Raw genomic sequence first — 26,244 nt, 5'->3', positions numbered from 1 at the left:
TATAGTCATGGACAAAAAGCACATACGGTTAGACGATCTAAAAAAGGAAACGCCTTTTGTAGTACCTGATGGCTATTTTGAAAATTTACCTCAACAAATTCAGTCAAGAATTCCTAATGAGGCAGTTCGCAGACCGCTGATCCGTTGGACCTGGCAAAGGTCGGTCGGACTGGTTGCTGCGATGAGTTTTTTACTCGTTATGGTTTGGGTAACATTTCCGGAACGTCAGGGATCTCTGGGGCAGGAGCCGCTCAGCAAAATCAGTGACGCCTCGATTATCAATTATCTGGAAGATCAGAACATCAGTTATTATGACTTAAGCGAACATCAGGTCGTGCAAAAAGCTTTTGATACAGATTCAACTGTGTTGTATTATCTGGATGGCCTGGACGAAGATTTTATCCGTCAGCAAGTCCTTGAAACGGTTTCCGGCTCTGAGCAAATTTGACGTTTAATGACCTAACAAAAATGAACCCATTACAGAATAAGACCAACGTTAAGAGAATAAGTTTGATGCTGCTGTTTACGCTTATTACAGCGGCAGCCGCCTGGGCGCAACGTCCGTCGGGTGAAGAGATGCAGCGGATTCAGGATGCAAAAATAGCCATTATTACAAACAGGCTTAATTTAACACCTGAGCAGGCGACCGGGTTTTGGCCGGTTTACAATGAATATTCCCAAAAAAGGAGAGAAATTCATCGTGCTCAGCGTAAGATTATCAATGATAAAAAGGCCGAAGGCAAAACAGATGAACAGGTATTGAATAACCTCAAGGAAGTCCAGGAACTGAAACAAAAAGAACTGGATCTTGAAAAGGAATATCAAACCCGCTTTCTAAAAGTTGTTTCCGCCAGCCAGGTTATCGAATTGTATAAAGCCGAACGGACATTCAACGACATGCTTATTCAGCGTCTGAAACAGCGCAAGGAGCAAAAACCTAACGAATAACAGGTCTTCATGAAACGAAAAATCCCCGCAGAATAATTTCTTGCGGGGATTTTTCATTTATATGTTGCTGGTCTTAATGTCCGCCGACAGACGAAACAGATCTGATACCTTTTGTTTCCACAGTGATATTCTTCATCGGAGCAGAATGCTCTTTGAATTCCTGGATAATTTCCAGTACATCGTAGTCGATATTCAGAGACTTGGAACCATCGATAATAACTTTCGAATTTTCCGGTAAGTGATCAAGCGTAAGCCCGATACTTCCTTTGTTCAAAAATGTCACCTCTTCTGAAAGAACCAGTGTAATAACTTCTCCGTCTCTGTGTTCCTCTTTTTTATAATGGTAAGAATGTTTGTAGTTCTTTCTCAGGATAAAATAGATCGCCACAACCATACCAATCGCAATTCCTTTTAGCAAGTCGGTGCTCAGGATGGCAATAACGGTCACGAAAAATGGAATAAACTGTTCTCTCCCCAACTTATACATGCCCTGGTAAAGGGAGAACTTGGAAAGCTTATAACCAACCATCAAAAGAATGGCGGCAAGGGAAGCCAACGGGATAAAATTCAGATATCGCGGAATTAACATGGCAGAAACCAAGAGGATAGACCCATGCACCATGGTGGCCATTTTGGACCTTCCTCCGGATGCAATATTGGCAGAACTCCGTACAATCACCTGGGTAATCGGAAGTCCGCCAATCAGCCCGGAAAGCATGTTTCCAACACCTTGTGCTTTCAACTCACGGCTGGTAGGGGTATTTCTCTTGTACGGATCCAGCTTATCCGTCGCTTCCACGGACAAAAGCGTTTCGAGACTGGCCACAATAGCCAGTGTGAAAGCCACCGTATATACTTCTATCTTGGTAAATGCACTGAAATCCGGTGTCTTAAAGAAACTCAGGAACTCGGATGGATTTGAAGCCACCGGCAGCTGTACCAAATGTTCGCCGCTCATAGCAATTTCGGGATAAAAAGCGCCAAAAAGCAAGTTGAGCACAATACCGATGATTACAACAAACAGTGCCCCTGGCAAGAATTTAAACAGCTGAATTTTTTTCATGAATGGCCTGTCAAAAAGAATGATCAAGCCAAGTGAAATGACCGAAATGATGATCGCCCCGGTACTGCTGTATCTTATCGCGTTATATATTTCTGTAAAAGTATTTTGACCATCCTTCTGCGCGAATGCTTGGTCACCCATGAAATCTGCATCGTATCCGAATGCATGAGGTATTTCCTTTAAAATTAAAGTAATACCAATGGCTGCCAGCATTCCTTTAATCACAGAAGAGGGGAAGTAATAACCGATAATTCCTGCATTCAAGAACCCTGCAATAACTTGTATCAATCCGGCAATGACGACGGCAAGCAAAAATGCTTCAAAGCTGCCAAGCGTTTCAATTGCGGTGAGTACAATAACCACCAATCCGGCGGCAGGGCCCGCTACGCCGAGGGCTGATCCGCTGAGAAAACCTACCACGATTCCACCGATCACGCCGGCTATGATGCCGGAAAAAAGGAGGTCGGGTCTACCGGTTGAGGCCAGTGCAACGCCAAGGCATAACGGCAAGGCAACAAGATATACGACAAGCCCGGCGGGAAAATCGTATTTAAGATTTGAAAAAAGATTTTTCTTATTGTCTGACATGGGAGCTATTCAAAAAATGAATTACGGTTACTTGATATTTTAGATTACACGTCCACCGTTTCTAACTTGTACACGCCTACGATTTCTTTCGAATCTTCAACGGTGATGTCGAGATCCTTGAGAATACCGTTGGCGATGTCGTACACAAGTCCGTGAACCTGAAGAGCCTTACCATTGGCCCAGGCATTCTGAACAATAGAAGTTTTGGTTAAATCATAAACCTGCTCCTGAACATTCAGTTCTACCAGTCTGTCGCTTCTTTTGGCAGGGTCTGTAATTGCGTTCAATTCAGCCTCGTGGAAGCGATACACGTCTTTGATATGGCGAAGCCAGTTGTCGATCAGGCCGACCTGCTTGTTGCCCATGGCGGTATTAACGCCCCCGCAGCCATAGTGACCGCAAACAATAATATGTTTTACTTCCAGCACATTAACCGCGTAATCCAGCACGCTAAGCATGCTGATATCCGTGTGGATCACCATGTTGGCAATATTCCTGTGTACGAATATATCTCCCGGCATCGTGCCGGTAATTTCATTGGCAGGAACACGGCTATCGGAACAGCCTATCCATAAAAACTTCGGTGATTGCCCTGCGGCAAGATTCTTGAAGAAATCAGGATTTTGGTCTGTGGTTTCCTTTACCCATTTTTTGTTATTGCTGAAAAGCTCTCTATATGAATTGATCATGATCGTCTAAATTATTTATCGTTGGAAGAAAATAAACAGCATAAAGCTGAATAAAAGTGGTTAGTGCCAATTCGGAACGAAATGGGACATAATCCTGCCTGGCATTGAAATGTCAGTACAAAAAATCGATAGATAACTTAGGCAAATTCGGGAGGGGGTGAGACAAGATTTCGGTAAATCTCGTTTTCACAAACTACGGTGTAGGAGAATACAGTTTTTAGAATAACTGAAACTGCAATTTTATTATAAGAAAGATGTGATTCGATCATAAGCTGATCATCGACCATCTTTTCTGTTTCTTCGGCATTTTCATTATCGCAAGTACCGGTGTTACAAACAACCTTTGCCTTATCCTTAGCCAACAGAAGACTTGCTACATCTGCGGCTTTGCAGATGAGGAAGGTCGTAAGCAATATCAGGCAAAGTGTTTTAAACAAAACGCAAATGGTAATGGTGAATGTTAAAATTAACAGGGAATACCGCTAAAACGTTCGATTTTCCCCTATTAGTATGCCAAAATTATAGAATTGGTATTTTTTAACAAAGCCTTATTTGATGAACGGTAAAAAAAAGGGAAGTAAAAACTTCCCTTTTTTTTAAGACTTGTAGCTTTTTTCGTGGTTCTCTAACCAACGTCCTACTAAAAAAGCAGAAGTTAAAAGAACCAGGTAAAACGCTATCATAATGATCGTCATATACATAATGATATCTGATTAGGTCTTGTTTGAATTTCGACAAAAATAAAGAAAAAAAGCGAACGCCTGTCCGCCAGCTATAAAAAATTATAAAACCCCTTTGGTAGAAGGCATAAAATCAAGTGCTTTAAGGTCACGGCGGACAGCCATTTTTATGGCTTTTGCAAAACCTTTGAAGATTGATTCAATTTTATGATGTTCGTTCTGGCCTTCAACTTTTATGTTCAGGTTGGATAATGAGGTGTCAGAAAAGGATTTGAAGAAATGGTAAAACATTTCCGTTGGCATTTCTCCAATTTTCTCTCTTTTAAATTCTGCATCCCATACCAGCCAGGGCCGGCCGGAGAAATCGATCGCTACCTGCGCAAGGGCTTCATCCATGGGTAATAAAAATCCATAACGGCTGATACCGCGTTTATCGCCGATGGCAATCCGGTAAGCGTCGCCCAGTGCCAGGGCCGTATCTTCAATGGTGTGATGTTCGTCAATATGCAAATCGCCTTCCACATGAATCGTCAGGTCGGCTCCTGAATGGCGCGCCAGCTGGTCAAGCATGTGGTCGTAAAATCCTAGTCCGGTATGAATGTCGGATCTTCCGCTTCCATCCAGGTTTAATTCAATTTTGATCTGTGTTTCCTTGGTGTTTCTTTCCACCGAAGCCTTTCTTGCAGGCAGTTTCAAATGCTCATAAATAGCATCCCAGTCTTGCGAGACAAATGAGACGGCAGCGTTCATTTCTTCCGAAACACCGTCTTTGGCAAGTTCGGAGCCGATAAAAATGGCTTTTGAACCCAGATTAACTGCCAGCTGGACATCCGTCAGTCGGTCTCCGATCACATAACTGTTGGCCAGATCGTATTCATCCGAAAAATAAGCCTGCAACAATCCTGTTCCGGGTTTTCTTGTCGGAAGGTTATCCTCGGGAAAACTTCTGTCGACATGGATCGCAGCAAAGTCTATATTTTCCCCTTTTAAAGTCTGAAGCATTTTATTTTGCGCCGGCCAGAAAGTGTCTTCAGGAAAAGAACTTGTACCAAGTCCGTCCTGGTTGGTTACCATGACCAGTTCGTAATCCGTTTCTTCCGCTATTTTGCGAAGATTGGAAATTGCTTTTGGTAAAAATTCTAATTTTTCAAGAGAATCAACCTGAAAATCTGTTGGCGGCTCGACGATGATCGTTCCGTCGCGATCAATAAATAATACTTTTTTCATTAAAATAGGACACTTAGGCTCAAACTGTTTATACAAACTTGGGTACAGGAGAAAGGCGAATGCCAGTTAACCGGCACAAAGTTCGTAAACTATATGGGATTGAAAAGCGATAAGGGAAGTAAATAATAGGAATAGGGCCTGCGGCAACAAAAAGGTGTGTAAAGAAGTTGTACATTTACGGGAGAAATCAATTCATTTTTTGCAGGATGTTTACAGGTATTGTAGAAACAATAGGAGAGGTTATCAAAGTTGAAACAGAAGGTACGAACAAAACTTTCACATTACGTTCAACGTTAACTCCGGAACTGAAAATTGATCAGAGCCTTAACCACAATGGTGTTTGCCTTACGGTTGTGTCGATTAAAGAAGATACTTATCAGGTTACGGCCGTGGAAGAAACTTTGAAAAAGACCAGTCTGGGAAAGTTGGCAGAAGGAAGCAAAGTTAATCTGGAACGTTGTATGCCGGCAAACGGCCGTTTTGACGGACATATTGTACAAGGGCATGTGGACCAGGTAGGTACGTGTACGCGCGTGGAAGAAAGAGACGGCAGCTGGTTGTATGACTTTACATACGATGCCACATTAGGGAATGTAACGGTCGAAAAAGGCTCCATCTGCATTAACGGGGTTAGTCTTACCGTTTTTAATTCAGAGAACAATGCTTTTCGGGTTACCATTATTCCGTATACCCATGCGTTTACGAATTTTCACCAGTTAAAAGAAGGCGATACCATAAACCTCGAATTTGATATTCTGGGGAAATACATACAAAGGATTCTGGGGGCACATACCGCATAGGTTATTTGCATCTTGAAATATTCCTTCTATTTTTACCGTTTTTAAGAAATTACCCGCATCATGTATTTCCATGGCAAAAATTAGCACACAATCCCGTAAGGATCTTTTCATACATATAGGCATTGTAGTATCACTTATCCTGGTATTTTTTCTAGGATTTTTCTTTATTTATTTACCGTTTACGACCAATCACGGCGAAGCCATCACGGTGCCTGATTTGCGTAAGAAAAATCTGAGCGAACTGGAAGATTTCCTGGATGCCAGAGATTTGCGTTATGAGGTCGATTCTGCGTATGTAGCCAATATGCCGCCTTTGACCGTTATCCAGCAATATCCCAAACCGGGTGCCAAAGTAAAAGAGGGGCGCAAAATATACGTTACCGTTGTTTCGCTCACGGCGCCGCTTATTAAAATGCCCAAGCTGACTGATATGACTTACAGGAGTGCGCAGATGCAGCTTAAAAGTCTTGGCCTGGAAGAAGGAACAATTTCTTACGTTCCGGATATGGCGCAAAATGCTGTTTTGAGACAAATGTATAAAGGTGCGGAAATCTTGCCCGGACAACCGATTGCCAAAGGATCAAAAATTGATCTTGAATTAGGCGAAGGCTTGGGAACGGCTCAGTTTGAATTGCCCTCTGTTATTGGAATGCCCCTGGATGAAGCCAAAATCCAGATTGTCGGTGCAGGTTTAAAGGTTGGTCAGGTGATGGAAGTTACGGCTGAGGAAGGCCAGGCTCCCGGCAGCGTGGTAAGACAAAATCCTGAATCAGGCAATAAAGTTCGTATCGGCGATGTAATTGACCTGTGGGTTGTTCCTGCGGGTGCGGAACCAAATGCCTCAAATGAAGATAGCACACAACCTTAAATCAGACATTGAAAAGAATTTTAAATTTTGGACGATAACCTTATTGCTGCTGGCAGTTTTTCAGTGTGGTAATGTTTTTGGGCAAATCGAGCTGGTTCCCATAGGTACCGGTCCCTACCCGGAAAACCGGGATCTGAAATCTGCCCGAACCCAGGCTACGCTCAGTCTGCCGTTTTTTGATGATTTTTCTACAACCGCCACCCGATATCCCGACCCCGCTTTCTGGATGTCGGGTGGTGGCGTTTATATTAATAATACGATGGCAACCACACAACCATCGGTGAATATGGCAACCTTCGACGGATTAAACGCGAACGGAACCCCGTATGAATATCTGAATCAGCTGTCATCGGGATTAACCGATACGCTGACGTCGGTGCCTATTAATCTGGGAGGCTTAACAGCCGCTGACTCGGTCTATATAAGTTTCCACTGGCTTGCGAAGGGATTGGGAGAATTACCGGACAACGATGATAGTTTAACGCTTGAATTTCTTGATAAAAACAATCAGTGGCGTTATGCGTGGAGCCAGAAAGGTATGGTGTACGACAGCTTGTTTGCACAGAAACTGGTTCCTGTGCAAAAGCCTGATTTTTTCTATGACGGGTTTCAGTTTCGTTTCAGAACTTATGGCAAACGGTCGGGTAGTTACGATACCTGGCACCTGGATTATATTTATCTGAATAAAGGGAGATCTGTAAATGATCGTTATGTACTGGATTTAGCGGTGCGAAAGCCGCTCACTTCCTTTTTTAAGCAATACACGGCCATGCCATTGAAACAATATTGGGTTAATCCCGGTCTTGCAACGGCTGCGCAGGTGGAGACGAATATTTATAATTTTGCCAAAAACCTGAATACTACGACTTATACCTTCACGGTAGCAAATGAAGTGACCGGGGAGGTTTATCAGCTTTACACATCGCCCACGACGGATATTATTGGCGGGAATGAGGTGCAAACCAAGCGGGTTGCACTTAATCCGAACATTAAGCAAAATAGTGCACTCAAAGAATTAAAGCTTAAGTATACGTTTAAGCTGAACACATCAGACCAGCAAACGACAACGATTCCTTCAGTAGATTTAAGAAGAAATGATACCATCAGTGCGCGGGCGATTCTGAGTGACTATTATGCCTACGACGACGGTACCGCCGAATATGGTGTGCAGATTAGTCAAAGACTGGCACGTGTCGTGCAGCGTTTTGCGCTTGCAAAACCTGATACATTGGCCGGACTCAATATGTCGATTGTGCCTTTCAATAAAGATGTTTCAGGACAGTCTTTCACCATTCAGGTGTGGAATAATAAAAACGGGAAGCCGGATCAGATGATTGTTCAAAAATCGGTCACGGCTAAATATCCCGAGCAAAGAGACGGCTTCGTTCAATATGCATTTGACAGTCCGGTCGCCCTGGCTGATACTTTTTATGTGGGATGGATCCAGATTAATGAGCAACCATTGAGTATAGGTTTTGACCGGAATTCTTTACTTGGGAAGGAAAACGTGTTTTTCAATTTGAGCAATGAATGGGTAAAAGAAACCGGTTTAAAAGGCAGCATCATGATTCGTCCCTACATGGGAGGAAAAGCGGCAGGCGTTGTGACTGGCAATGAACCGGCGATAGATCAGGATGCGTACTTTTTTCCTAATCCTAATAAAGGTTTGATCAACTGGAAAAGCAGTCAGGTTAAAAAAATTGAAATTTATGCTTTACAGGGTCATCTGGTGAAAACAATTATTCCTGAAACAGGAAGTCAATCGGCCTCCCTGGGAGACCTTGCTGACGGTATGTATATATTTAAAGCATCGGATGGGAAACGATCTTTGGTACAAAAAATGTTGATAGTAAAATAGACCTAAAACAGAATTATATAACTTAATGATCATGGATATTACAGTAGAAGAATTAAAAGAACGTCTGGATAACGGTGAAGAATTGAATTTCTACGACGTACGTGAAGAACATGAATTTGAAGAAGATAATCTGGGTGCAATCCTGATTCCACTTGCCGAATTGCCAGATCACGTGGCGGAACTTGAACCGTTGAAAGATTCGGAAATTATCATCCATTGCCGTTCAGGTGCAAGAAGCGGAAAGGCTCAGAAATACCTGGAATCGTTGGGTTTTACCGATGTTCGTAATGTTTTGGGAGGAATCCTTGCTTACAGAGCGCTGGAAGAAGAAGCTTAAGGTACCGATATTTGAACCGGCTCTCATGAATGACCATACCAGCTCATTCATGAGAGCCGGTTTCTTCTTTTACATAGGCAAGGATGTCGTCAAATTCATTTGCCTGAAACCATTTAAAATCTCCCTGATGCCTGAACCAGGTTAACTGACGTTTGGCATATCTTCTTGAGTTTTGTTTTAAAAGCCTCACCATTTCCTGTTCGTTGTAGCGTCCGTCAAGAAATCCGTACACTTCTTTGTAACCCACCGTTTGCAGTGCGTGGCAATCGCGGAATGCCATAACACTTTTGGCTTCGTCAACCAGTCCCTGTTTAAGCATGATGTCCATACGGGAATCAATCCGGTGATAGAGTGTGGCGCGATCTCTGTCCAGCGCAATGAGTATTTGCTTGAAGGGCCTTTTCTGGCTATTTTTTTGCTGATATTGGGAAATCGGGATACCCGTTGTGTGAAAAACTTCCAGTGCACGTACGACCCGCTGCGGATTGTGAATTTCTTTTGTCGCCGAAAAATCCGGATCGATTTTTTTAATCTCCTCCTGCAAGCCTAATAATCCTTCATTTAAGAGACGATCAGTCAATAGCTGCCGCAGACCTTCCTTTGGGGCTGGGAGGGCGTCCAGTCCTTCGCAAACAGCCTTGATGTATAAACCTGAACCACCTGTCATGATCACATGGTCGTGTTCTTTAAAAAGTACGTCGAGCAGCGTCAGTGCGTCGCGCTCAAAATCTCCGGCACTATAAGATTCCGTTATGGAATGCGAATTGATAAAGTGATGTGTTGCCTGTTGTAATTCATGGGCATCGGGTTTTGCCGTGCCGATGGATAACTCGCGAAAGATCTGGCGGGAATCGGCCGAGATAATTTCTGTTTTAAAAGCCCGGGCAAGCCGGATCGCGAGCTCAGTTTTCCCGACCGCGGTTGGACCGGCAATGATAATCAGGTATTTTGCCTGGCTGTTTGGCATTCTGGACTTTTTATGTGATTTTAGTAAACACAAAAATACACATCATGGACATGAGCACACTACTTTTTTTTATTTTATCATTGTTATTGGGAGGAAGCCTGGGTGCGGGGACCTATTATTTTTTATCCGGCAGGCATTTGACACGTTCTGAACCGGAACGTGAAGCGACCGTGTTATTGGAAAGAATCGAAAAAGTTTTTAAGGTTGTGATGGCAGAAGGTTACTTCACCGAAATTTATAATTACCAGCACGACAAAAATATCTGGAACTTGATAAAGGATAAAAAAAAAGCACTGGTTATTGCCAAGGCGAAGGTGCTGGTGGGATATGACTTTGGAAAATTACGTTACCACATGGAAGGAGCCGAGCGGAAGATGGTGATTGATTTTTTCCCGGAACCGGAAGTACTTTCGATGGACACGGATTACAAATTTTATGACATTGAGCAAGGCTGGCTTAATCGTTTTCAAAGTGACGATTATACTTCTATCCTGAATGAGGCAAAACAAACCATGAATGAAAAGGCGCTGCAAAGCGATTTACCGAGGATTGCAACGAACCAGGTTCAGTTGATGATGTTTCAACTGGCGGCTACGATGAATTGGAAAGTAGATATGCAGCTGCCGGAGGCGAACAAAAATCTGTTGGAAGAATATTCGACGTATAAACCCATTGAAGCGGGCGTGGATTCTTTGAACAGGAAGTCAGATAGCTAATTTTTGTGACTGTTATTTAAAATAATGTTTCGCAAGATCATCATTTCCCAGTTTTACAGCGTATACCATGTAAATTCAATCTTTTTACTTTATATCTATTTCTCATTCTTAAACTTTTACGGTCATGTTTAAAAAACTATTATTTGGAATCTGCGTATGCTTTGTGGCATTGTTGGTAAGTTGTAAAGGTGATGATGGTGCAGTAGGACCGGCGGGTGAGAAAGGAGCTAAGGGAGATACGGGAGCGGCCGGGCCTGCTGGACAGGATGGTCAGGGTGGAGGTGCTGCGGGTATCATCAGTGTTGGCTCCGTAACCGGGACCGGGACCGGGGATTTGTCTTTTGGTATTGACAATCTGACTGCTGCTCAGCAAGCTTTGTATGACACGAGTGTGGTTGTAATGGTATACGCGAAATCGCTCGGTGCCTGGTGGCCGCTGCCTGGTTCGGTTCAATTTGACGGCGATAAGGTAAGTAGCTACACTTTTGTGCATGGCGTTGACAAAACATCATTCTTTGTTGAAATTATCGCGACGGGTTGGTCGGAAGATCAGGCTGCGCCGCCGTCGCGTAAATTTGATGACATTAGAATTGTATTGATACCGGCAGCTTCATTGAAATTGTCCGCAGAAGTCAATTGGAAAAGTTATGAAGAAACTATTAAAGCGCTGGGATTGACCGATCGCACCGTGAAAAAGGCGTTTTTGTTCAAGAGGAAATAGATCTGATGCAGAGATAGCCAGAAGCCCCGCTTATGCAATCGACTGCGATTGTATAAGCGGGGCTTCTGTTTTATCATCAGCTCGGGTGTGCAGTTAAAAGAAATATCTGCTTTACGGATCGCTGGATATCTTTCTTGAGGCCTCGTTCATGCGAGTTGGAAAATCATTGCCGGTATCAAGCCTGTGATGAAAAATCAATTGTGTTTCGGAAACTTCGGGTAACAAAAAAGCGAAAGTACCATCTGGCACTTTCGCTTTTTTGTATTGGGTGATATCGATTAATATTCCCAAAGACCGTGTTCAAGCTCCATTAACTCCTGTTCGTAGTTGAGCGATTTAATCAGTGCTTCTTTGTCTCCTTTGTAAATATCGATAAATGACTTATCCGATGCGTTGGAGTATTTGGTAATACGTCCGTAGAACAAGCGTAAATCAAAGGCATCTGCAAGATTTTTGTTTTGCGCGGTGTTATGCGAGTTGTACCAGATATATTTCTTAGGATCGCTGCGGAACAAACGTTCAACATCTTTGTATCTGAAAGAAGCAACGGGTAATTCTAATCCTGTTGCAGCATTTTGATCGGAAGGGATCAAAAGCGTCAGGGTTTGAATATCCATATACAAGCGTGAGCGTTTTTTATCAAACGTCCAGTCTTCCTTAATCTCCATCAGACTGATCTGATCAGCGAAATATTCTTCTTCGACGACCGAAGTTGCGGCCAACTGAAAAGTATCAACGGGCGCTGCCTCAACTACCGGAGGCTCTTCTTTAATAGGCTTAGCTCCTTTTTTAGTTGATTTTTTTGGTTTTGGAGCTCCCCATCCGTCATCTTCTACGGCTGCTGTTTTTTTTGCAGGAGCCCCCCATCCGTCATCCGCAGTTGTTTTATCTGCTTTTTTCGCAGCGTCAGCTTTCGGTTTATCTCCAAATCCATCACCGGCGGCAGGTGTACCAAATCCGGCAGCAATCTCTTCTGCAGATAAGCCAGCTGTCTGGTTTGGAATAAGCATCTTCTTATGGATCTGTTCTCCCGTCAATTTTGTCGTACAAGAGTCATTCGCATAAGCTTCTATCAAACCGGCTTTTGCTGCTTCCAAAAGGTATTTTGTGATCTCATTATTTTTTGAGAACATTGCCGTATTCTGCTTCTCCTTAAGATCCACTCTTCTCCACAAGGTTCTTTTCATCATCACATCACCATCACTGATTGGATGTGACGAAAATTGATTGGCGGTAGAGTCTTCCTTCTCCTGAGCAAATACCATGGTAGTGCCCAGCGTAAGGGACAATATTGACCATGCAATTGTTTTTCCGTTCATTCTTCTCATTGCTTATATTTTTATCTTATCCAATCAGCAATTGTAAGGTCTTGTTTAGTTTAGCGATATCGGTCTGATTTGCTGACCCATTTCTACCTCACTAACATTGCCTTTGAAATTTTGACGCTCTACTTTTAAGATCTCGATCACATAACGATCACCTGGCTGTGCTTGTTGTGCCAATGATGAAATTGATCCACCACCATTTAAGGTAATTGGATTTCCAATCCGTCTGGCGCCTCTTGCCAATGAAACCTGTATTTGTGAAACACGGAATCTTGCATCTTCCGGCGAGAAGGTTTTAAAACTTTCATCTGATATGGCAACAACCTGTACACTTCTTGCAGCCGTGGCTGCAATACCTCTACGCTCGTCAAACGGTGCACCGTTTACCCGGATTTCAAGGGATGGCTTTGGTACAAGCCTAACACGGAAAGGTTCTGATCCTAAAACATTACCCTGGTTGCTCACCGTCAGGTTTAACTGTGCTCTGTTCGGCACAATGGTAAATTTACCTTTCTGACCGCTGTTAATGATTTCGCCGCCATCTGTTGTAAAGCTTGGAGCCCAAAGAGCGCCCAAGGCAGGGCTTTGAATACTTAGTTTATTAGCGCACCCCAAATACAAGGGAGGTAAAGTTCCTGTTTCAATCTGGTAAGTAGGTTTTACGACGAAATATTCCTGTTTCAGGTTTACTGTTGTGTCGCGGCCCGAAGGAGTAGGGAAGGAGATCGTTCCAGACAATTCACGGCGCACAACGCCTTCTGCATTGTAACCACCGCCTTGTGCCGTAAATTCTATTTTACCAACACCATTTTCAACTTTTACGCCTGCACCGTTAAGGCTCATGCGTGGTGTGATACCGCTGGCAGATGCCGCGATAAACATATCACCTTTGAATTTAGTACCCGCAACAACCGTTTTGGCATCCGCACTGATCATCGCCAGAATTCTGTCAAATTTAATATCGGCTGCCCCTACTTTACTGGCAAGATAGCTCAATACTTCACTTTCCATTCTGCGGATGTCCGTTTGCTTCTGGCTTAAAACTGCCAAAGCAGCTGCAACCGGAGTTTGTGCAAAATTCAATTCGGCAAAATCCTTATTTTTCTGATCCACACTCGTCTTGGTGATCGGATCTTCTTTTCCATCCAAAGCCAGAGACTGGAATTTAGTTGGGGCAACCTGGCTCAGTTGATCGGTATAGCTGTTCAGCGTTTGTTTCAGTTTGTAAGCTTTACCATTCTTCTTACCACCGATCATCAATTCCGCAACCTTTCCCTCTTCCTGTGGATTTTTAATTCCTCCCTGCTCATTTAATCCGCCACCGGCACTGGTGATAATTTCCTGTTTAAGGGCATTGATTTCATTTATTACAGTAGCCGAATTTTTCCGTACTTCATCAGCTTGTTTCAATACCGCTACGTCCGCAGCACGGTTTCCCGATTTTTCAACAGCAGCTTTAATTTTAAGTACGGTTTCCTGGTTTATTTTATTGGCTGCTCCTTGTGAAAGTTCCAAGGAATTGTTCAGTAGCATGAATTTTTCTATAATGGCTGAACTTACCTGCAATGCGAGCATTGCTGTAAGAACCAGATACATCATTCCAATCATCTTCTGACGGGGTGTTTCTTTTCCACCTGCCATATTGTTCAGTAATCAGTTATCAGTGATTAATTTGTTTAGATAACAAGCTTAAATCGCCTGCTAGGGTTTATAACTCCGTTCGTCTGGATTATGCATTGCCACGCATCGCGCTCAGCATGTTACCATAAATACCGTTTAGAGAAGAAATGTTGGTTGTTAGTTTCGACATTTCGTTTTTAAACACCTGTGATTCTTTGGTCGCATCAGCCATATTTTCCATAGCAGCGGTAAGGTTACCATAGAATGCGTTCATGGCCTTAAGGTGTTTGGTTGTGTCCTGAAGTTCGAGTTCATAAACAGCGTTCAAAGCACCCATATTTTTAGTGATCAGCTGAAACTGGTCACGATAGGATTGTGCATCTTTCGTCGCGTCGGCCATGGAGCTCATCGCGGTGATCGCAACACCATAAGACTTGTTCATATCTGTCATAGCCACCGATGCTGATTTCACGTTTTTCGCGTAATCATTCGTTGCCACGGTTGCGTCCGTCAAATCAGTGATTTTACCAACGGTGTCAGAAAGCGTTTTGAAACCTTTTCCTAAACTGTCAAATACATCTGGAGAGATTTTGGCATTGTCCAGCATGTTATCCAATTTGGCCGTGATACCACTTCCTGCCGCAGAACCACCACGGTTGATAGCAGGACCATTATAGTCGTCAGCTAGTTCCGGATAAACACGCGTCCAATCCGGGTCAGTATTGGAAGATTGGGTAATCGTTTGCAGTGCATATAGTAAGAAAATACCAACTTCTGTTCCAAGACCTAACGTAAGCATTTCACTTCCACCGTCCCAGTGTTGGATTTTAAACAAAGCTCCTAAAATAACAACTGCAGCACCCGCGCTGTATATTGTTGGTACTAGTTTATCCCATAAAAAACTAGATCCGTTACTCTTAGCCATACGAATTGAAATCGGTTATAGTGAATAGTGATTAATAAAAATTTGTTGAATTGTCAAAATAATGACGCAAAGAAGGCGCAGCAACTTAGTACTGCATCTTCTTTGCGTAAGATTTTTTAGCGACGGGCACGTCCACCGGCACGGCCGTTAACATTGTCCATCACGCAACGGAATCCGATAAAAGCTCTGCGTTCTGTTTCGTATTCGAAGGTACGTGTTCCTGTTTGCAGGAAGTAAGCCACATCTTTCCATGATCCGCCTTTCACAACTTTGCGAGGCTCGTCCGGGTTGTCATATCTTGGGTTCATATCCCAGACAATCGCAGTTGCGTTGTCGGTGAAAGCGTCAAGTGTCCATTCTGCTACGTTTCCAGCCATGTTGTATAAACCAAAGTCATTCGGATTATAAGCATTAGCCGGGCCTGTATAAGGATAGCCGTCGGCGTCATAGTTACCACGCTGTGGCTTGAAGTTTGCAAGGAAACATCCTTTGGTATTCATGGTGTAAGGATTTCCCCATGGATATTTTGCTACGGCACGTCCGCCGCGGGCTGCCCATTCCCATTCAGCTTCGCTAGGAAGACGGAATGCTGTGGAGTTGAACATACCTTCTTTGTTCTGATAATCGTGGTAAAGGTTGGTACGCCATTTTGCAAAATACTGAGCGCCTAACCAGCTTACGCCGACAACCGGGTAAGTATCAAAGCCAGGGTGCTGATAGTAATACTCAACAAAGGGATCTCCGTTGGAGTAGGCAAAATCTTTTTTCCAGGCAGTCGTGTCAGGATAGTATTTTGTCATAATTTCTTCCTCGCCCAGTACTGAAACCGAGTCAACCAGAAGCGCATTGACAAATTGACGATACTCATTATTCGTGATCTCGGTGTCATCCATAAAGAAGGAACTGATTGTCACGCGTCTGTTCATGTTGTTCATAGACGAAGCAATATCCTCATCCGCCTGTCCCATGGTAAAAGACCCGGAAGGGATCATCACCATGCCTGCAGGTGTGGTTTGTTTAAAACCTTTACGCGCAGTCGCCGTAATTTCCCCATTCGAAATACCGACGTCTTCTTTTCCTCCCTTGCCAAATTTATTTTTGATAAACCCGCAACTCTGCATCAGCATGAGCGCAGCTATCAAAAGCAAACTTTTGACTCCATCCCGATAGATCACTTTAACATTCATAGTGGTTTTTGATATTTGAAAGAATAAATGTTAGCCTAAAAACGTCAACCGATTAATATATAGTATACTAAAAATAAAAACAAAAGTAACGGCAACCAAAAATGAATTCCACAGGAAGTTTGAGCAGACTTAAAAGAAGTCTGAGTTAACCTTATTCATTTTATTCGACTTAACGTAAGAATGATGGTTGTTGGTATAGCACCCGAAAATTTTACAAATATAAATCAAAGTTTTGCAAACTGAACGACATGTGACTAACCGTATTTTTAAAAAAATGAGAAAATAAATGCCGATTATTTGATCAAATAGCAATGTTTCGCTTTTTGATTGGATATAATGGAGATAACGTTACGTGGTTGACTTTTTAGTTTACGGCTCAAAATCTGAACCTTGGAGTACGGATAATCGTTTTCTTTCCAAATTTTGGTGACGGTAGGGCATAGGATAACATCACTTCAAAAGAAGACGGTGATTTAGCCTTATTCCCTCCGATAACCATGTCGTAAGCCCCTGATAAACGTAGCGACTGGTCAGGGAGCAGGTATATACCACCCATGATGATGAAATAAGTATCCTGCTGTCTGTATGTGGCTCCGGCCCAATATCTTTTGTTATAAGTCACGGTTGCTCCCCCTTCTACGGAAACCGTTGAGATATCCGATTTTACTAAAACAATAGGCTGAACGTCCAGTAAATAGCCTAGTTCTATATTTACACCGGCGTTTAAGTAAACTGTTTTTGGCAATGGATTCGAGGCTGTTTCCGAACCCAGTTTATATTTGGGTTCAAGCAAATGGTTCAGAGACGCGCCGACGTAAAAGGCATCGGCAACATAACGTACGCCAACGGCGAAATCCGGATTTATTTCAGAAATTGTTCCGGTTTGAATTAAAGGATCATCCGGGTCACGCGCACGGAGTTTGCCATAATCAAGCGATTGTCTGAAAAGGCCTGCACTTGCGCCGATATGGAGATTTCCACCGGCTAACGGGAAATGATAAGCGGCAGATAATTTAAAATCCTGGTCATTACGCGGGCCGCTTTTATCGTTTAGGGCGTAAAAGCCAATCCCGAAATTTTTAAACGGCATACTGAACGAAAACATTTGCGTCGAAAGTGCGCCTCCTTCATCTTCATTTGTTGACTGATAGCCAACATATTGTGAACGGTGTGTAAGCTGGAATTTGGTAAGCCCGTCCGCACCGGCAGCAGCCGGGTTAAGATAAAGTTGGTTTAAGGAAAACAAACTGAATTGCGCATCTTTTTGAGCGGATGCACTATGAGATATAAGAAATATTATACCTACTAAACAGCTCCATGGTGTGTTACGGTAGATAAACGTCAAGGTCATGCGTATAGATTTTGTTTAAAGAACACTTGAGTGCTTCAGAGGTTTATTTCAATAACGCATATTCAGGAAAAAAATTGATATAATAATAAAAAAGGCCGGGAAAATTTCTCGGCCTTTTTTACACGTAAGATTCTGTTAAATATTATTCGCCTTGCGTATGTACAACTCCAGCGCACCGGTCATCGAAGGTGCATTCGGAAGAGGGGCTTGAATATCAAGAATTAAACCTGCATCCTCTACTGCTTTGGCCGTTGTGGGCCCAAAAGCGGCTATACGCGTAACGTTTTGTTTGAAATCAGGGAAATTGTCAAACAGTGATTTTATTCCCGAAGGACTAAAGAAGGCGATAATATCATAATACACGTCTTCGAGATCGGAAAGATCCGAGGAGCCTGTCTGATACATCGTCGCCTCTGTAAACTGAAATTCTTCTGTATCCGCGAATTCAGGAATTTCATTTTTACGGACATCCGAACAAGGGTACAAGAATTTTTCTTTCTTGTGTTTGCGGATCAGTTCGATCAGCTCAACCGCTGTTTTTGTGCCGGAAAAAATTTTGCGTTTACGAATCACTATATATTTCTGCAGATAGTTTGCTGTCTGCTCGGATATACAGAAATATTTCATAGTAGCCGGGACCTCAATGCGTCCTTCAGTACAAATTCTGAAGAAATGGTCAATGGCATTACGACTTGTGAAAATCACTGCCGTGTGATCCAGGATATTAATCTTTTGTTTACGAAACTCTTTGTAAGAGACTCCGTCTATCTGGATAAATGGCCGAAAATCCACTTTAATACCATACTTCTTAGCTATCTCAAAATAAGGTGAATTTTCGTCGGCCGGCCTTGATTGGCTTACCAGAATACTGGTAACCTTTTTGAGCCGATCCTGATCAAATTTGATGGTCTCACTCATGTATAATTCTCATTAGTTTAATTTCAAAATGATCCCTGAAACTTAAATAGCGAACTTTATGCCGATAATCAACGGGATTATTTCGATGACGCAAAGGTACGAAAATAAATAGAGATTAATAAATGATGTGGGAGGCTTCGTCACAACATATAGCGTTACGAACCGGATGATATAGAAAATCAGGAAGGGAAACATGATGTAGGGACGCAGCGGAACGAGCCACATGGCATTGTCTGTACTCAGCATAAAAATAAGGAGAAACAAGGCCACATAAAAGAAATACGAGGATTGTATTATTTTGAGGAACAGCGTATCAACAAGTTTGTCAAGATTGAGCATTTGGCCAACCAAAACCATGAAAACGTACTTCCCGTAAATCAGGAGGAGAAAGATTGTGGAAAGAATAAAAAAATCGGCAAGAAACTCTAAAACGTTAGATTCTTCGGACAAAATGGAGGCGACTGAAAACAGATTTAGCTTGTTGTGGGCAAAAAATATCAGCAGGAAACTCATCAGCATGGATACAATAATGACCAGAAATATCACATTGTTGCTGTATGGTTTATTCAATTTTGAAAGTTGCTCTCTGGGGTCATTATTGAAAAATTCCAGCGGGTTGATGACCCTCGAAAAAGCCAGCGGATTCAGGTTAAATATCCAGACATTTAGTATCAGAATAATTAACATAGCAAGTACTGAAAAATTACCAAAAGGTGAAAAATTAATTGGTTTTATATTAATCAGTGTGGAGGCCGTTTTCTCTAATATGCCTACTGCACCGGATTGTTTCTTATGACAGATCAAGACTGTTTTGTCTTCAATCCCCGAATTTCCGTAGATAGAAAGCAGTAATTCTTCCTTTTTGTATGTCCTGAAAAGGCTGTCGATGTTCAGTTCCAGCCATTCATCTTTATTTATTTTTTTTTGAAGGGCGCCTTCCAGAAAGAGATAACTTTCGTTTTCCGCTTTTACAAGGAGAAAATATCGTCGATTTTTAAGTAAGTCGACATATAAACTTACTGAACGGGTGCCTTCATTGATCCCCTTGGAGAAAGGGACATAGTTTTTGTACTGGCCGCTGTAAACAAGCCAGTCGTTCTGATAGTCATAAACAGGAAAAAACTGCTCGGGTGGCAATGCCTTGGTGGCGCCCCGTGCAACTGTGTCGGCGAAAAGAGATGCCGTAATAACGAGCAGAAAAAGCAGTGAATGAATTGACTTCATTGCTACAAGAAAGGGCGGGGTTTCCCCAGCCCTTTCATAAAATATTAAGATATCGTAATTATTTTCTTCCTAATGCCATAAGCATGGTTTCGCCGATCAATGCAGGAGATTCTGCAACGAAGATACCGGATTCCTCCATGATACGGATTTTAGCTTCTGCTGTATCGTCAGCGCCACCGATGATTGCACCCGCGTGCCCCATCCGACGTCCTTTCGGAGCCGTTTTTCCAGCGATGAAACCTACAACCGGTTTAAGGTTACCGCTTGCTTTGATATAGTTTGCAGCGTCAGCTTCCATGCTTCCGCCGATTTCACCGATCATAACAATGGCCTCAGTTTCAGGGTCATTCATAAGCAATTCAACAGCTTCTTTGGTTGTTGTTCCGATAATCGGGTCACCGCCAATACCGATTGCTGTGGTTTGTCCAAGACCTACACGTGAAAGCTGATCTACGGCTTCGTAAGTTAATGTTCCCGATTTGGAAACGATACCCACGGTTCCTTTTTTGAAGATAAAGCCTGGCATGATACCTACTTTACACTCTCCGGCTGTAATAATACCCGGACAGTTTGGGCCGATCAGACGGGTGTTTTTACCTTGAATATATTGCTTAGCCTGCATCATATCTTTGGTAGGGATTCCTTCGGTAATACAAACGATTACGCCAATACCCGCGTCAGCAGCTTCCATAATAGCGTCAGCAGCAAAAGCTGGCGGTACAAATATAATCGCTACGTCAGCTCCTGTATCGCGAACAGCCTGATCTACGGTATTGAATACAGGGCGGTCAAGGTGGAAAAGTCCTCCCTTGCCTGGCGTTACACCGCCAACTACATTAGTTCCGTATTCGATCATTTGCTGGGCATGAAAAGAACCCTCAGAACCCGTAAATCCCTGAACTATAATCTTAGAATTTTTATTAACTAAAACGCTCATGTTGGTAAATCAGTTTTTTTGGTAAAAGTAGGACGAAAAGCACGAAGTAGCAAAATGAAACTATAATTTGTAAATTGCTTTATCGATAATGTTTAAAATTGCCCATGAATATACTGACGAATTCCCACATCTTTTCCAATCTTGTTTTGAGTACGGCCGGTGTCTTTGTTTTTTTGAAGTATTTTAAGTCCCAGAACTTGCAGAGCCGCTTGTTATGGGGCATTTTTTTGTTAAGTATATCATTGAATGCGGGTGTGGAATTGCTGGTATTTGCCGGTTGGGAAGACCTCCGGTTTGTGCATACCGTCACAACAGTTGCCGAAACTACCCTGGGGGCCGTTTGTCTGGTTGTGGCGTCTTACAGTCTGATCATGCGTTATCAGGTAAGCAACATGGTGTTGGGGGCTACGATCTTGTTTGGGATGGCACTTTTCCTCAGTATTCTTTTTTATAAGGTTGAATATGTCGGCTGGATCATCCAGCCGTTTTGCATTGTCGTGACGCTGTGTACTTCCTGTCTCGGGTTGGCTTATCGTCAGAAGAGCGCCTTATGGGTTGTATTCGCCATGACCCTTTTGGCTTTGTCGGCCAAATCCCAAAAAATACCGTTGCCCATGCATCCCCTGGATCTCAGTCATTACATCGTGGTTTTGTCTATAATTTGCGTTGGGAAGGCCGTGCGGGATCAGTATAAAATCCTTTTCTGACATTTTATATTCAAACATTTGTTAATGGATTGTTTTTTTATAAATCCATATACTAACTTGCGCCAGTTAATTTTCAATAATAAAGTTTATCCATATCCTAATATGAAAATGATTAAGTCCAGCGCATTGCTTCTTGCCGCAGTTATGGCTTTCGGAGCGGTATCTGTTAGTCCATTACACGCAAAATCACTTAGCACTTCTGAAGTACGTGAGGTTAAGCAAGCAAAAACTATCGTGATTAAAGGTAGTGATGCAATGCAGTTTGATGTTAAAGAAGTTAAGGTAAAGGCAGGACAAAAAGTGAAACTTACACTTACGCACTCTGGTAAACTAGCCAAAGCTGCTATGGGGCATAACTTCGTATTGCTAAAAACCGGAACTGATGTTGCTGCATTTGCCGGAAAAGCTGCTGCTGCAAGAGAAACTGAATATATTCCTAAGTCTGAAGAAGCAAGCATCATCGCACATACCAAATTGATAGGCGGTGGTGAAAGCGATACTATTGAGTTTACAGCGCCTAAAAAAGGAACGTATACTTACATTTGCAGCTTCCCAGGTCACTACGCGTTGATGAAAGGTACTTTCATCGTAGAATAGTCCTTAGCTAATGCATAAAAAAGCGATCCAAATTCCGGATCGCTTTTTTTATGTATTAAGGGCAGATTTATATTTCAGCCAGTTGTTTCTCGATCAACTCAATAACTTCCGGGCGGTCCCACTGGGAAGCCCCGGTTTCCTCTGCAATAATTTTACCCTTATATATGATGTAAGTTCTCGGGATTGCATTGCCGTCCAAAGCAGGTGGGTAGGCGCCGGTGAATTGGTAAAACGGAAGCTGATAACCTTTCCGGGCGATAAATGGGTTCACAGTTTCTGCATCTTCGTCTGAAACGATATAGAAGTCAATCTTTTTGTGGTCCTTATACTGATTGTATAATTTTTGAATGCCCGGCATTTCCATGTTGCAGGGACCGCACCATGTCGCCCAGACATTGAGAAAGATCAATTTATTTTCATCCATCGTGACTGCTTTTCCTTCCAGATCGGTCAGAGCGGAAAGGTATACAGACGAGTTTGTCGGAAGAGCCGATTCCGGATTTTCAGCCGTTTGGGGTGAATCTGTTTTTGGAGCAAACAACGCGAAGTAAACAGCAATAAATGCAAGAATAGATAAACCGAAAATTAATATTTTTTTTGGAGTACTTCCCATGGTAAAAATTGTAATGGTTTAAAATTGGGCGAGTTAGAAAAATTTCTATAAGCAAAAGTAGGAATTTTATCCAAGATATTAATTCTATGCCAAGACTTCAAAAAATACATCTTCGGTTTGCTGTGCTCAACCAGAATTTGAATACTTTTATGCAAAATTAGATATTTTTAAATCCTTCGTGTTGAAAAATTATACATTCATGAAACTAAGACAATCCCTGTTTTTACTCCTATTTGCTGTTTTATTTCTACCACACCTATCCGTTGGACAACGTTCCGCTGCGGAATATTTTGAAGAAGGGAACAACAAGGCCAGAGCCAGTGACTTTGCCGGCGCACTTCAGGCTTACAGTGTAGTCGTCTCAATCAATGCTGATCACGCACCCAGTTATTTTAACCGGGGATTGGCCAAGGCAAATCTCAAAGACCATCGCGGTGCCATTCTTGATTATGACCGTGCCATTGAAATTAATCCTAAGGAAGCCCTGTATTATCAAAGCCGTGGCGTGAGTAAAAGTATGCAGGATGATTACCGTGCGGCCATTCAGGATTACACAAGATCCATCGAACTAAGTCCTGAGGATGCAAAATCTTACTACAACCGGGGCGTGAGTTATGCCAAACTTGAAAACCACAGAAGTGCGATGGTTGATCTTGATAAAGCGCTGGCACTGGATCCGGCTGATGTAGCCGCTTTGTATGCAAGAGGGAATTGCAAGCAGCATTTGCATGAGTATGCGGGAAGTTTAGCCGATTTTTCACGCGTGATTGAAATAAGTCCCAAACGTGCGGGCGCTTATGCGGGAAGAGGAAATGCTAAAATTGAGCTGAATGATTTCCAGGGAGCGTCAGCGGATTTTACGAAAGCCATTGAGCTGAGTCCGAATGAAAGTAACTATTACGACAAAAGAGGTTTCGCAAAAAATAAAATTGAAGATTATCAGGGAGCCATTTCTGATTATGATAAAACTTTGCAGCTAGAACCTGAAAATTACAAAGCCTACTACGGTCGCGGTTTTTCCAAAAGCAAACTAAACGACCAACGCGGTGCGATCGCCGATTTGACAAAGGCCATTGAGCTGAAAAATACCTATGTTTCGGACCCTAAGAAAATCCAGTACACAGGCCCAATCAATAAGGGAATACTGGACGAATTACGCAATCAGGTGAAAGAACACATCAAAATTGATGACCTTACTTCGGAACGTTCGGAGGCTTATTACATCCGGGGCTTGAGTAAATCCAAGAGCGGAGACAGTAAAGGTGCTTTGCTGGATATCAGCACGGCGGTGGAATTGAACCCTACTTATTCAGTTGCTTATTTTTCAAGAGGATTAATTAAGTCATCCATTGGAGACCAGATGGGGGCGGTGCTGGATTTCAGCAGTTCCATCAAATTGAAATCAAATTTCCCGGAAGCCTATTACATCAGGGGCATTATCAAACACAGTCTCGGGGAAGTGAACGAGGGCTGTCTGGATCTGTCGAAATCAGGCGAGCTGGGCTACATGGCTTCTTACAAGGTGATCAGTACTTATTGTAATTAGCATTTAGTGGAGCGTTGAAAGTTCAAAGTACTGCACTTTCAACGCTCCACTTTCAACTAAAAACTAAGCTTTCTTCAAATTCTCAGCCACTTTATCCCAGTTTACAACATTCCAGAATGCAGTGATGTAGTCTGCACGTTTGTTTTGGTAATGCAGGTAATAAGCGTGTTCCCAGACATCCAGCCCTAAAACCGGCGTTCCTTTCACTTCGGCAATATCCATCAGCGGATTATCCTGATTGGGTGTAGAGCTCACCGTAAGTTTCCCGTTTTTGGCAGTCAGCCATGCCCATCCCGAGCCGAAACGCGTGGTAGCAGCTTTACCAAATGTTTCTTTAAATTTATCGAAAGAACCGAACTGTGCGTTGATCGCATCCGCTACGGCACCTTTGGGCGCCCCGCCTTTGCCGGGTGCCATAATATCCCAGAAGAACGTATGGTTCCAGTGCCCGCCGCCGTTATTGCGAATGGCAGCCGGAGCCTTTCCTGCTGTTTTTACAATTTCTTCAAGCGTTTTTTTCTCGAATTCAGTTCCTTTTACTGCGTCATTCAGGTTTTTTACATAGGCAGCATGGTGCTTACCATAATGTATTTCCATCGTCAATTTATCTATGCTAGGTTCCAGCGCACCGAAATCGTAGGATAGCGGTGTTTGTTTGAAAGGTGCACTCTCAAGCAAAATTCCGGATGAAGTTTCTGCGAATGCGTAATCAGCCATCGCACCAACGGCCAAAGTACTGCCGGCCAGGGTGCGCAAAAAATCTGTTCTATTCATCGTTGCTATGATTTTAAGATAAACAATCAATCGTAAGCCACCCGGCTAACGATACTGCGTCCAAGTGTTATTTCATCAGCATATTCAAGGTCTCCCCCGATAGGAATCCCACGGGCGATCGTACTTACCCTGACTTCGCTTGGTTTTAGTTTTTTTTGCAGATAAAAAGCAGTAGTGTCGCCTTCCATCGTCGGACTAAGTGCCAGAATGATTTCCAGCACGCGGGCGCCTGGCGGGGCTTCCGCAATCCTCTTAAGTAAAGAATCAATGTTTAGATCCGATGGGCCTATTCCCTCGAGCGGGGAGATAATACCTCCCAACACGTGATACAAACCCTTGAACTGGCTCGTCGCTTCAATGGCTAATACGTCACGGGTGTCCACAACGACGCAAATAATGGAAGTATCCCGTTTGGGGTTCTTGCAGATATTACAAAGTGCTTCATCGGAGATATTGTGGCATTGGCTGCAATAGCAGGTCTGGGTCCGCATTTTCATAAGCGCCTCGGATAGTCCGCGGGTTTGCTGTTCATCGCGTTTCAGCAAATGTAAAGCCAGACGTAGGGCTGTTTTTTTACCGATTCCTGGAAGCCGGGAAATTTCACTGACTGCATCCTCAATAAGACGGGACGGATAATTCATGTGTAGCAATAAAGTAAGTAACCGTCGGTTGGTAATTAATGAATTTCTGCTGAAATACCTCTCCTGCAAATTTCATTCCTCATGCCGGCCAGTTCATCAAATTCTCCTTCCTTAACAGAGCATTTTCCTTTGTAGTGGATAATAATCGTACATTGCTCCGCCTGTTCGCTCGTATGTTTGCAAACATCTATCAAAGTGTCTATAACCCAATCAAATGTATTAACGTCATCGTTATAAACAACCAGTTTTTTTAGATCCGTTTCGACCGTTTTTTCCAGAATTTCCGTTTCTGTATCTATAAGCACTTGCATAACAACCAAATTTCTGTTTGTTTAGCAAATCTAATCAAAAGTGAAGATTTTTCGAAGCCTTTTATTACCTCTTTTAATATCTACCGTTCTTAAAACCCGCTGGTGA

Annotated in this window: 28 protein-coding genes; 11 read left to right on the top strand and 17 right to left on the bottom strand. The window is 42.9% G+C overall.

Features of this window, described 5'->3' with window-relative positions; all coding sequences use genetic code 11:
• Positions 1-7: 7 nt before the first annotated feature.
• Together RB622_RS14550 and RB622_RS14545 are read left to right on the top strand one after the other, a co-directional pair.
• On the top strand, positions 8-448 hold the full coding sequence (locus RB622_RS14550; protein ID WP_308047290.1) for a hypothetical protein: 441 nt from the start codon (positions 8-10) through the stop codon (positions 446-448).
• A 20-nt stretch (positions 449-468) separates the two neighbouring features.
• A complete protein-coding gene (locus RB622_RS14545; RefSeq protein WP_308047289.1) occupies positions 469-948 on the top strand; it encodes a hypothetical protein in 480 nt (159 codons plus the stop codon).
• Positions 949-1,021: 73 nt separating this feature from the next.
• Here RB622_RS14545 and RB622_RS14540 read toward each other — a convergent pair whose 3' ends face one another.
• The 4 genes from RB622_RS14540 to hisB form a co-directional block, all read right to left on the bottom strand.
• Positions 1,022-2,599 (bottom strand): SulP family inorganic anion transporter, encoded by a 1,578-nt coding sequence (locus RB622_RS14540; protein WP_308047288.1) that lies wholly within the window; start codon positions 2,597-2,599, stop codon positions 1,022-1,024.
• Between the two features lie 44 nt (positions 2,600-2,643).
• A complete protein-coding gene (can, locus tag RB622_RS14535; RefSeq protein WP_308047287.1) occupies positions 2,644-3,288 on the bottom strand; it encodes a carbonate dehydratase in 645 nt (214 codons plus the stop codon).
• 137 nt (positions 3,289-3,425) lie between these two features.
• A complete protein-coding gene (locus tag RB622_RS14530; protein ID WP_308047286.1) occupies positions 3,426-3,701 on the bottom strand; it encodes a hypothetical protein in 276 nt (91 codons plus the stop codon).
• A 369-nt stretch (positions 3,702-4,070) separates the two neighbouring features.
• A complete protein-coding gene (gene hisB, locus RB622_RS14525) occupies positions 4,071-5,195 on the bottom strand; it encodes a bifunctional histidinol-phosphatase/imidazoleglycerol-phosphate dehydratase HisB (RefSeq protein ID WP_308047285.1) in 1,125 nt (374 codons plus the stop codon).
• Between the two features lie 206 nt (positions 5,196-5,401).
• On the opposite strand from hisB, the gene RB622_RS14520 reads away from it, so the two are divergent.
• From RB622_RS14520 to RB622_RS14505, 4 genes are all read left to right on the top strand, one after another.
• Positions 5,402-5,995, top strand: coding sequence for a riboflavin synthase (locus RB622_RS14520; RefSeq protein WP_308047284.1), 594 nt, complete (start codon positions 5,402-5,404; stop codon positions 5,993-5,995).
• A gap of 70 nt (positions 5,996-6,065) precedes the next feature.
• Positions 6,066-6,863, top strand: coding sequence for a PASTA domain-containing protein (locus RB622_RS14515; RefSeq protein WP_308047283.1), 798 nt, complete (start codon positions 6,066-6,068; stop codon positions 6,861-6,863).
• Complete coding sequence (locus tag RB622_RS14510; RefSeq protein WP_308047282.1) at positions 6,841-8,721, top strand: T9SS type A sorting domain-containing protein; 1,881 nt, start codon at positions 6,841-6,843, stop codon at positions 8,719-8,721. The genes RB622_RS14515 and RB622_RS14510 overlap by 23 nt, the downstream gene beginning before the upstream one ends.
• A gap of 31 nt (positions 8,722-8,752) precedes the next feature.
• A complete protein-coding gene (locus RB622_RS14505; protein ID WP_308047281.1) occupies positions 8,753-9,058 on the top strand; it encodes a rhodanese-like domain-containing protein in 306 nt (101 codons plus the stop codon).
• Between the two features lie 43 nt (positions 9,059-9,101).
• Here the strand turns inward: RB622_RS14505 and miaA are convergent, their stop codons facing one another.
• Complete coding sequence (miaA, locus tag RB622_RS14500; RefSeq protein WP_308047280.1) at positions 9,102-10,025, bottom strand: tRNA (adenosine(37)-N6)-dimethylallyltransferase MiaA; 924 nt, start codon at positions 10,023-10,025, stop codon at positions 9,102-9,104.
• 50 nt (positions 10,026-10,075) lie between these two features.
• On the opposite strand from miaA, the gene RB622_RS14495 reads away from it, so the two are divergent.
• Together RB622_RS14495 and RB622_RS14490 are read left to right on the top strand one after the other, a co-directional pair.
• Positions 10,076-10,741, top strand: a complete 666-nt coding sequence (locus tag RB622_RS14495; protein ID WP_308047279.1) for a DUF4230 domain-containing protein — start codon at positions 10,076-10,078, stop codon at positions 10,739-10,741.
• Between the two features lie 124 nt (positions 10,742-10,865).
• Positions 10,866-11,462 carry a hypothetical protein gene (locus tag RB622_RS14490; RefSeq protein ID WP_308047278.1) on the top strand — a complete coding sequence of 199 codons (597 nt, stop codon included), beginning with the start codon at positions 10,866-10,868 and terminating at the stop codon, positions 11,460-11,462.
• 278 nt (positions 11,463-11,740) lie between these two features.
• Here RB622_RS14490 and gldN read toward each other — a convergent pair whose 3' ends face one another.
• The 8 genes from gldN to sucD all read right to left on the bottom strand — a co-directional run bounded on the left by gldN (position 11,741) and on the right by sucD (position 20,949).
• Positions 11,741-12,781: a gliding motility protein GldN gene (gene gldN / locus RB622_RS14485; protein WP_308047341.1), complete on the bottom strand. Its 1,041-nt coding sequence runs from the start codon at positions 12,779-12,781 to the stop codon at positions 11,741-11,743.
• A gap of 54 nt (positions 12,782-12,835) precedes the next feature.
• Positions 12,836-14,428 carry a gliding motility protein GldM gene (gene gldM, locus RB622_RS14480; RefSeq protein WP_308047277.1) on the bottom strand — a complete coding sequence of 531 codons (1,593 nt, stop codon included), beginning with the start codon at positions 14,426-14,428 and terminating at the stop codon, positions 12,836-12,838.
• Positions 14,429-14,516: 88 nt separating this feature from the next.
• Complete coding sequence (gene gldL / locus RB622_RS14475; RefSeq protein ID WP_308047276.1) at positions 14,517-15,332, bottom strand: gliding motility protein GldL; 816 nt, start codon at positions 15,330-15,332, stop codon at positions 14,517-14,519.
• A 116-nt stretch (positions 15,333-15,448) separates the two neighbouring features.
• A complete protein-coding gene (locus RB622_RS14470) occupies positions 15,449-16,519 on the bottom strand; it encodes an SUMF1/EgtB/PvdO family nonheme iron enzyme (RefSeq protein WP_254561961.1) in 1,071 nt (356 codons plus the stop codon).
• Positions 16,520-16,895: 376 nt separating this feature from the next.
• A complete protein-coding gene (locus tag RB622_RS14465) occupies positions 16,896-17,870 on the bottom strand; it encodes a type IX secretion system membrane protein PorP/SprF (protein WP_308047275.1) in 975 nt (324 codons plus the stop codon).
• A 135-nt stretch (positions 17,871-18,005) separates the two neighbouring features.
• Complete coding sequence (locus RB622_RS14460; RefSeq protein WP_308047274.1) at positions 18,006-18,788, bottom strand: uroporphyrinogen-III synthase; 783 nt, start codon at positions 18,786-18,788, stop codon at positions 18,006-18,008.
• A 42-nt stretch (positions 18,789-18,830) separates the two neighbouring features.
• Positions 18,831-20,012 carry a DUF4271 domain-containing protein gene (locus tag RB622_RS14455; RefSeq protein WP_308047273.1) on the bottom strand — a complete coding sequence of 394 codons (1,182 nt, stop codon included), beginning with the start codon at positions 20,010-20,012 and terminating at the stop codon, positions 18,831-18,833.
• 58 nt (positions 20,013-20,070) lie between these two features.
• On the bottom strand, positions 20,071-20,949 hold the full coding sequence (sucD, locus tag RB622_RS14450; RefSeq protein ID WP_308047272.1) for a succinate--CoA ligase subunit alpha: 879 nt from the start codon (positions 20,947-20,949) through the stop codon (positions 20,071-20,073).
• A 104-nt stretch (positions 20,950-21,053) separates the two neighbouring features.
• On the opposite strand from sucD, the gene RB622_RS14445 reads away from it, so the two are divergent.
• A complete protein-coding gene (locus tag RB622_RS14445; RefSeq protein WP_308047271.1) occupies positions 21,054-21,656 on the top strand; it encodes a hypothetical protein in 603 nt (200 codons plus the stop codon).
• A 24-nt stretch (positions 21,657-21,680) separates the two neighbouring features.
• The gene (gene azu / locus RB622_RS14440; protein ID WP_308047270.1) at positions 21,681-22,253 is read left to right on the top strand and encodes an azurin; all 573 of its coding nucleotides are present in this window, start codon (positions 21,681-21,683) and stop codon (positions 22,251-22,253) included.
• A 67-nt stretch (positions 22,254-22,320) separates the two neighbouring features.
• Here the strand turns inward: azu and RB622_RS14435 are convergent, their stop codons facing one another.
• Positions 22,321-22,866, bottom strand: coding sequence for a TlpA disulfide reductase family protein (locus RB622_RS14435; RefSeq protein WP_308047269.1), 546 nt, complete (start codon positions 22,864-22,866; stop codon positions 22,321-22,323).
• A gap of 199 nt (positions 22,867-23,065) precedes the next feature.
• Here RB622_RS14435 and RB622_RS14430 point away from each other — a divergent pair, with 199 nt between their 5' ends.
• Positions 23,066-24,412 carry a tetratricopeptide repeat protein gene (locus RB622_RS14430; RefSeq protein WP_308047268.1) on the top strand — a complete coding sequence of 449 codons (1,347 nt, stop codon included), beginning with the start codon at positions 23,066-23,068 and terminating at the stop codon, positions 24,410-24,412.
• Positions 24,413-24,475: 63 nt separating this feature from the next.
• On the opposite strand, the gene RB622_RS14425 is transcribed toward RB622_RS14430, so the two are convergent.
• Genes RB622_RS14425 through RB622_RS14415 form a run of 3 tightly spaced genes read right to left on the bottom strand, consistent with a single transcriptional unit; the run spans position 24,476 to position 26,138 of the window.
• The gene (locus RB622_RS14425) at positions 24,476-25,186 is read right to left on the bottom strand and encodes a superoxide dismutase (RefSeq protein ID WP_308047267.1); all 711 of its coding nucleotides are present in this window, start codon (positions 25,184-25,186) and stop codon (positions 24,476-24,478) included.
• A gap of 26 nt (positions 25,187-25,212) precedes the next feature.
• A complete protein-coding gene (recR, locus tag RB622_RS14420) occupies positions 25,213-25,827 on the bottom strand; it encodes a recombination mediator RecR (protein ID WP_308047266.1) in 615 nt (204 codons plus the stop codon).
• 35 nt (positions 25,828-25,862) lie between these two features.
• On the bottom strand, positions 25,863-26,138 hold the full coding sequence (locus RB622_RS14415; RefSeq protein ID WP_308047265.1) for an ATP-dependent Clp protease adaptor ClpS: 276 nt from the start codon (positions 26,136-26,138) through the stop codon (positions 25,863-25,865).
• Between the last annotated feature and the right edge of the window lie 106 nt (positions 26,139-26,244).

Source organism: Dyadobacter sp. LHD-138 (assembly GCF_030929615.1).
GTDB lineage: Bacteria > Bacteroidota > Bacteroidia > Cytophagales > Spirosomataceae > Dyadobacter.
This window is presented reverse-complemented; position numbering and strand designations above follow the sequence as displayed.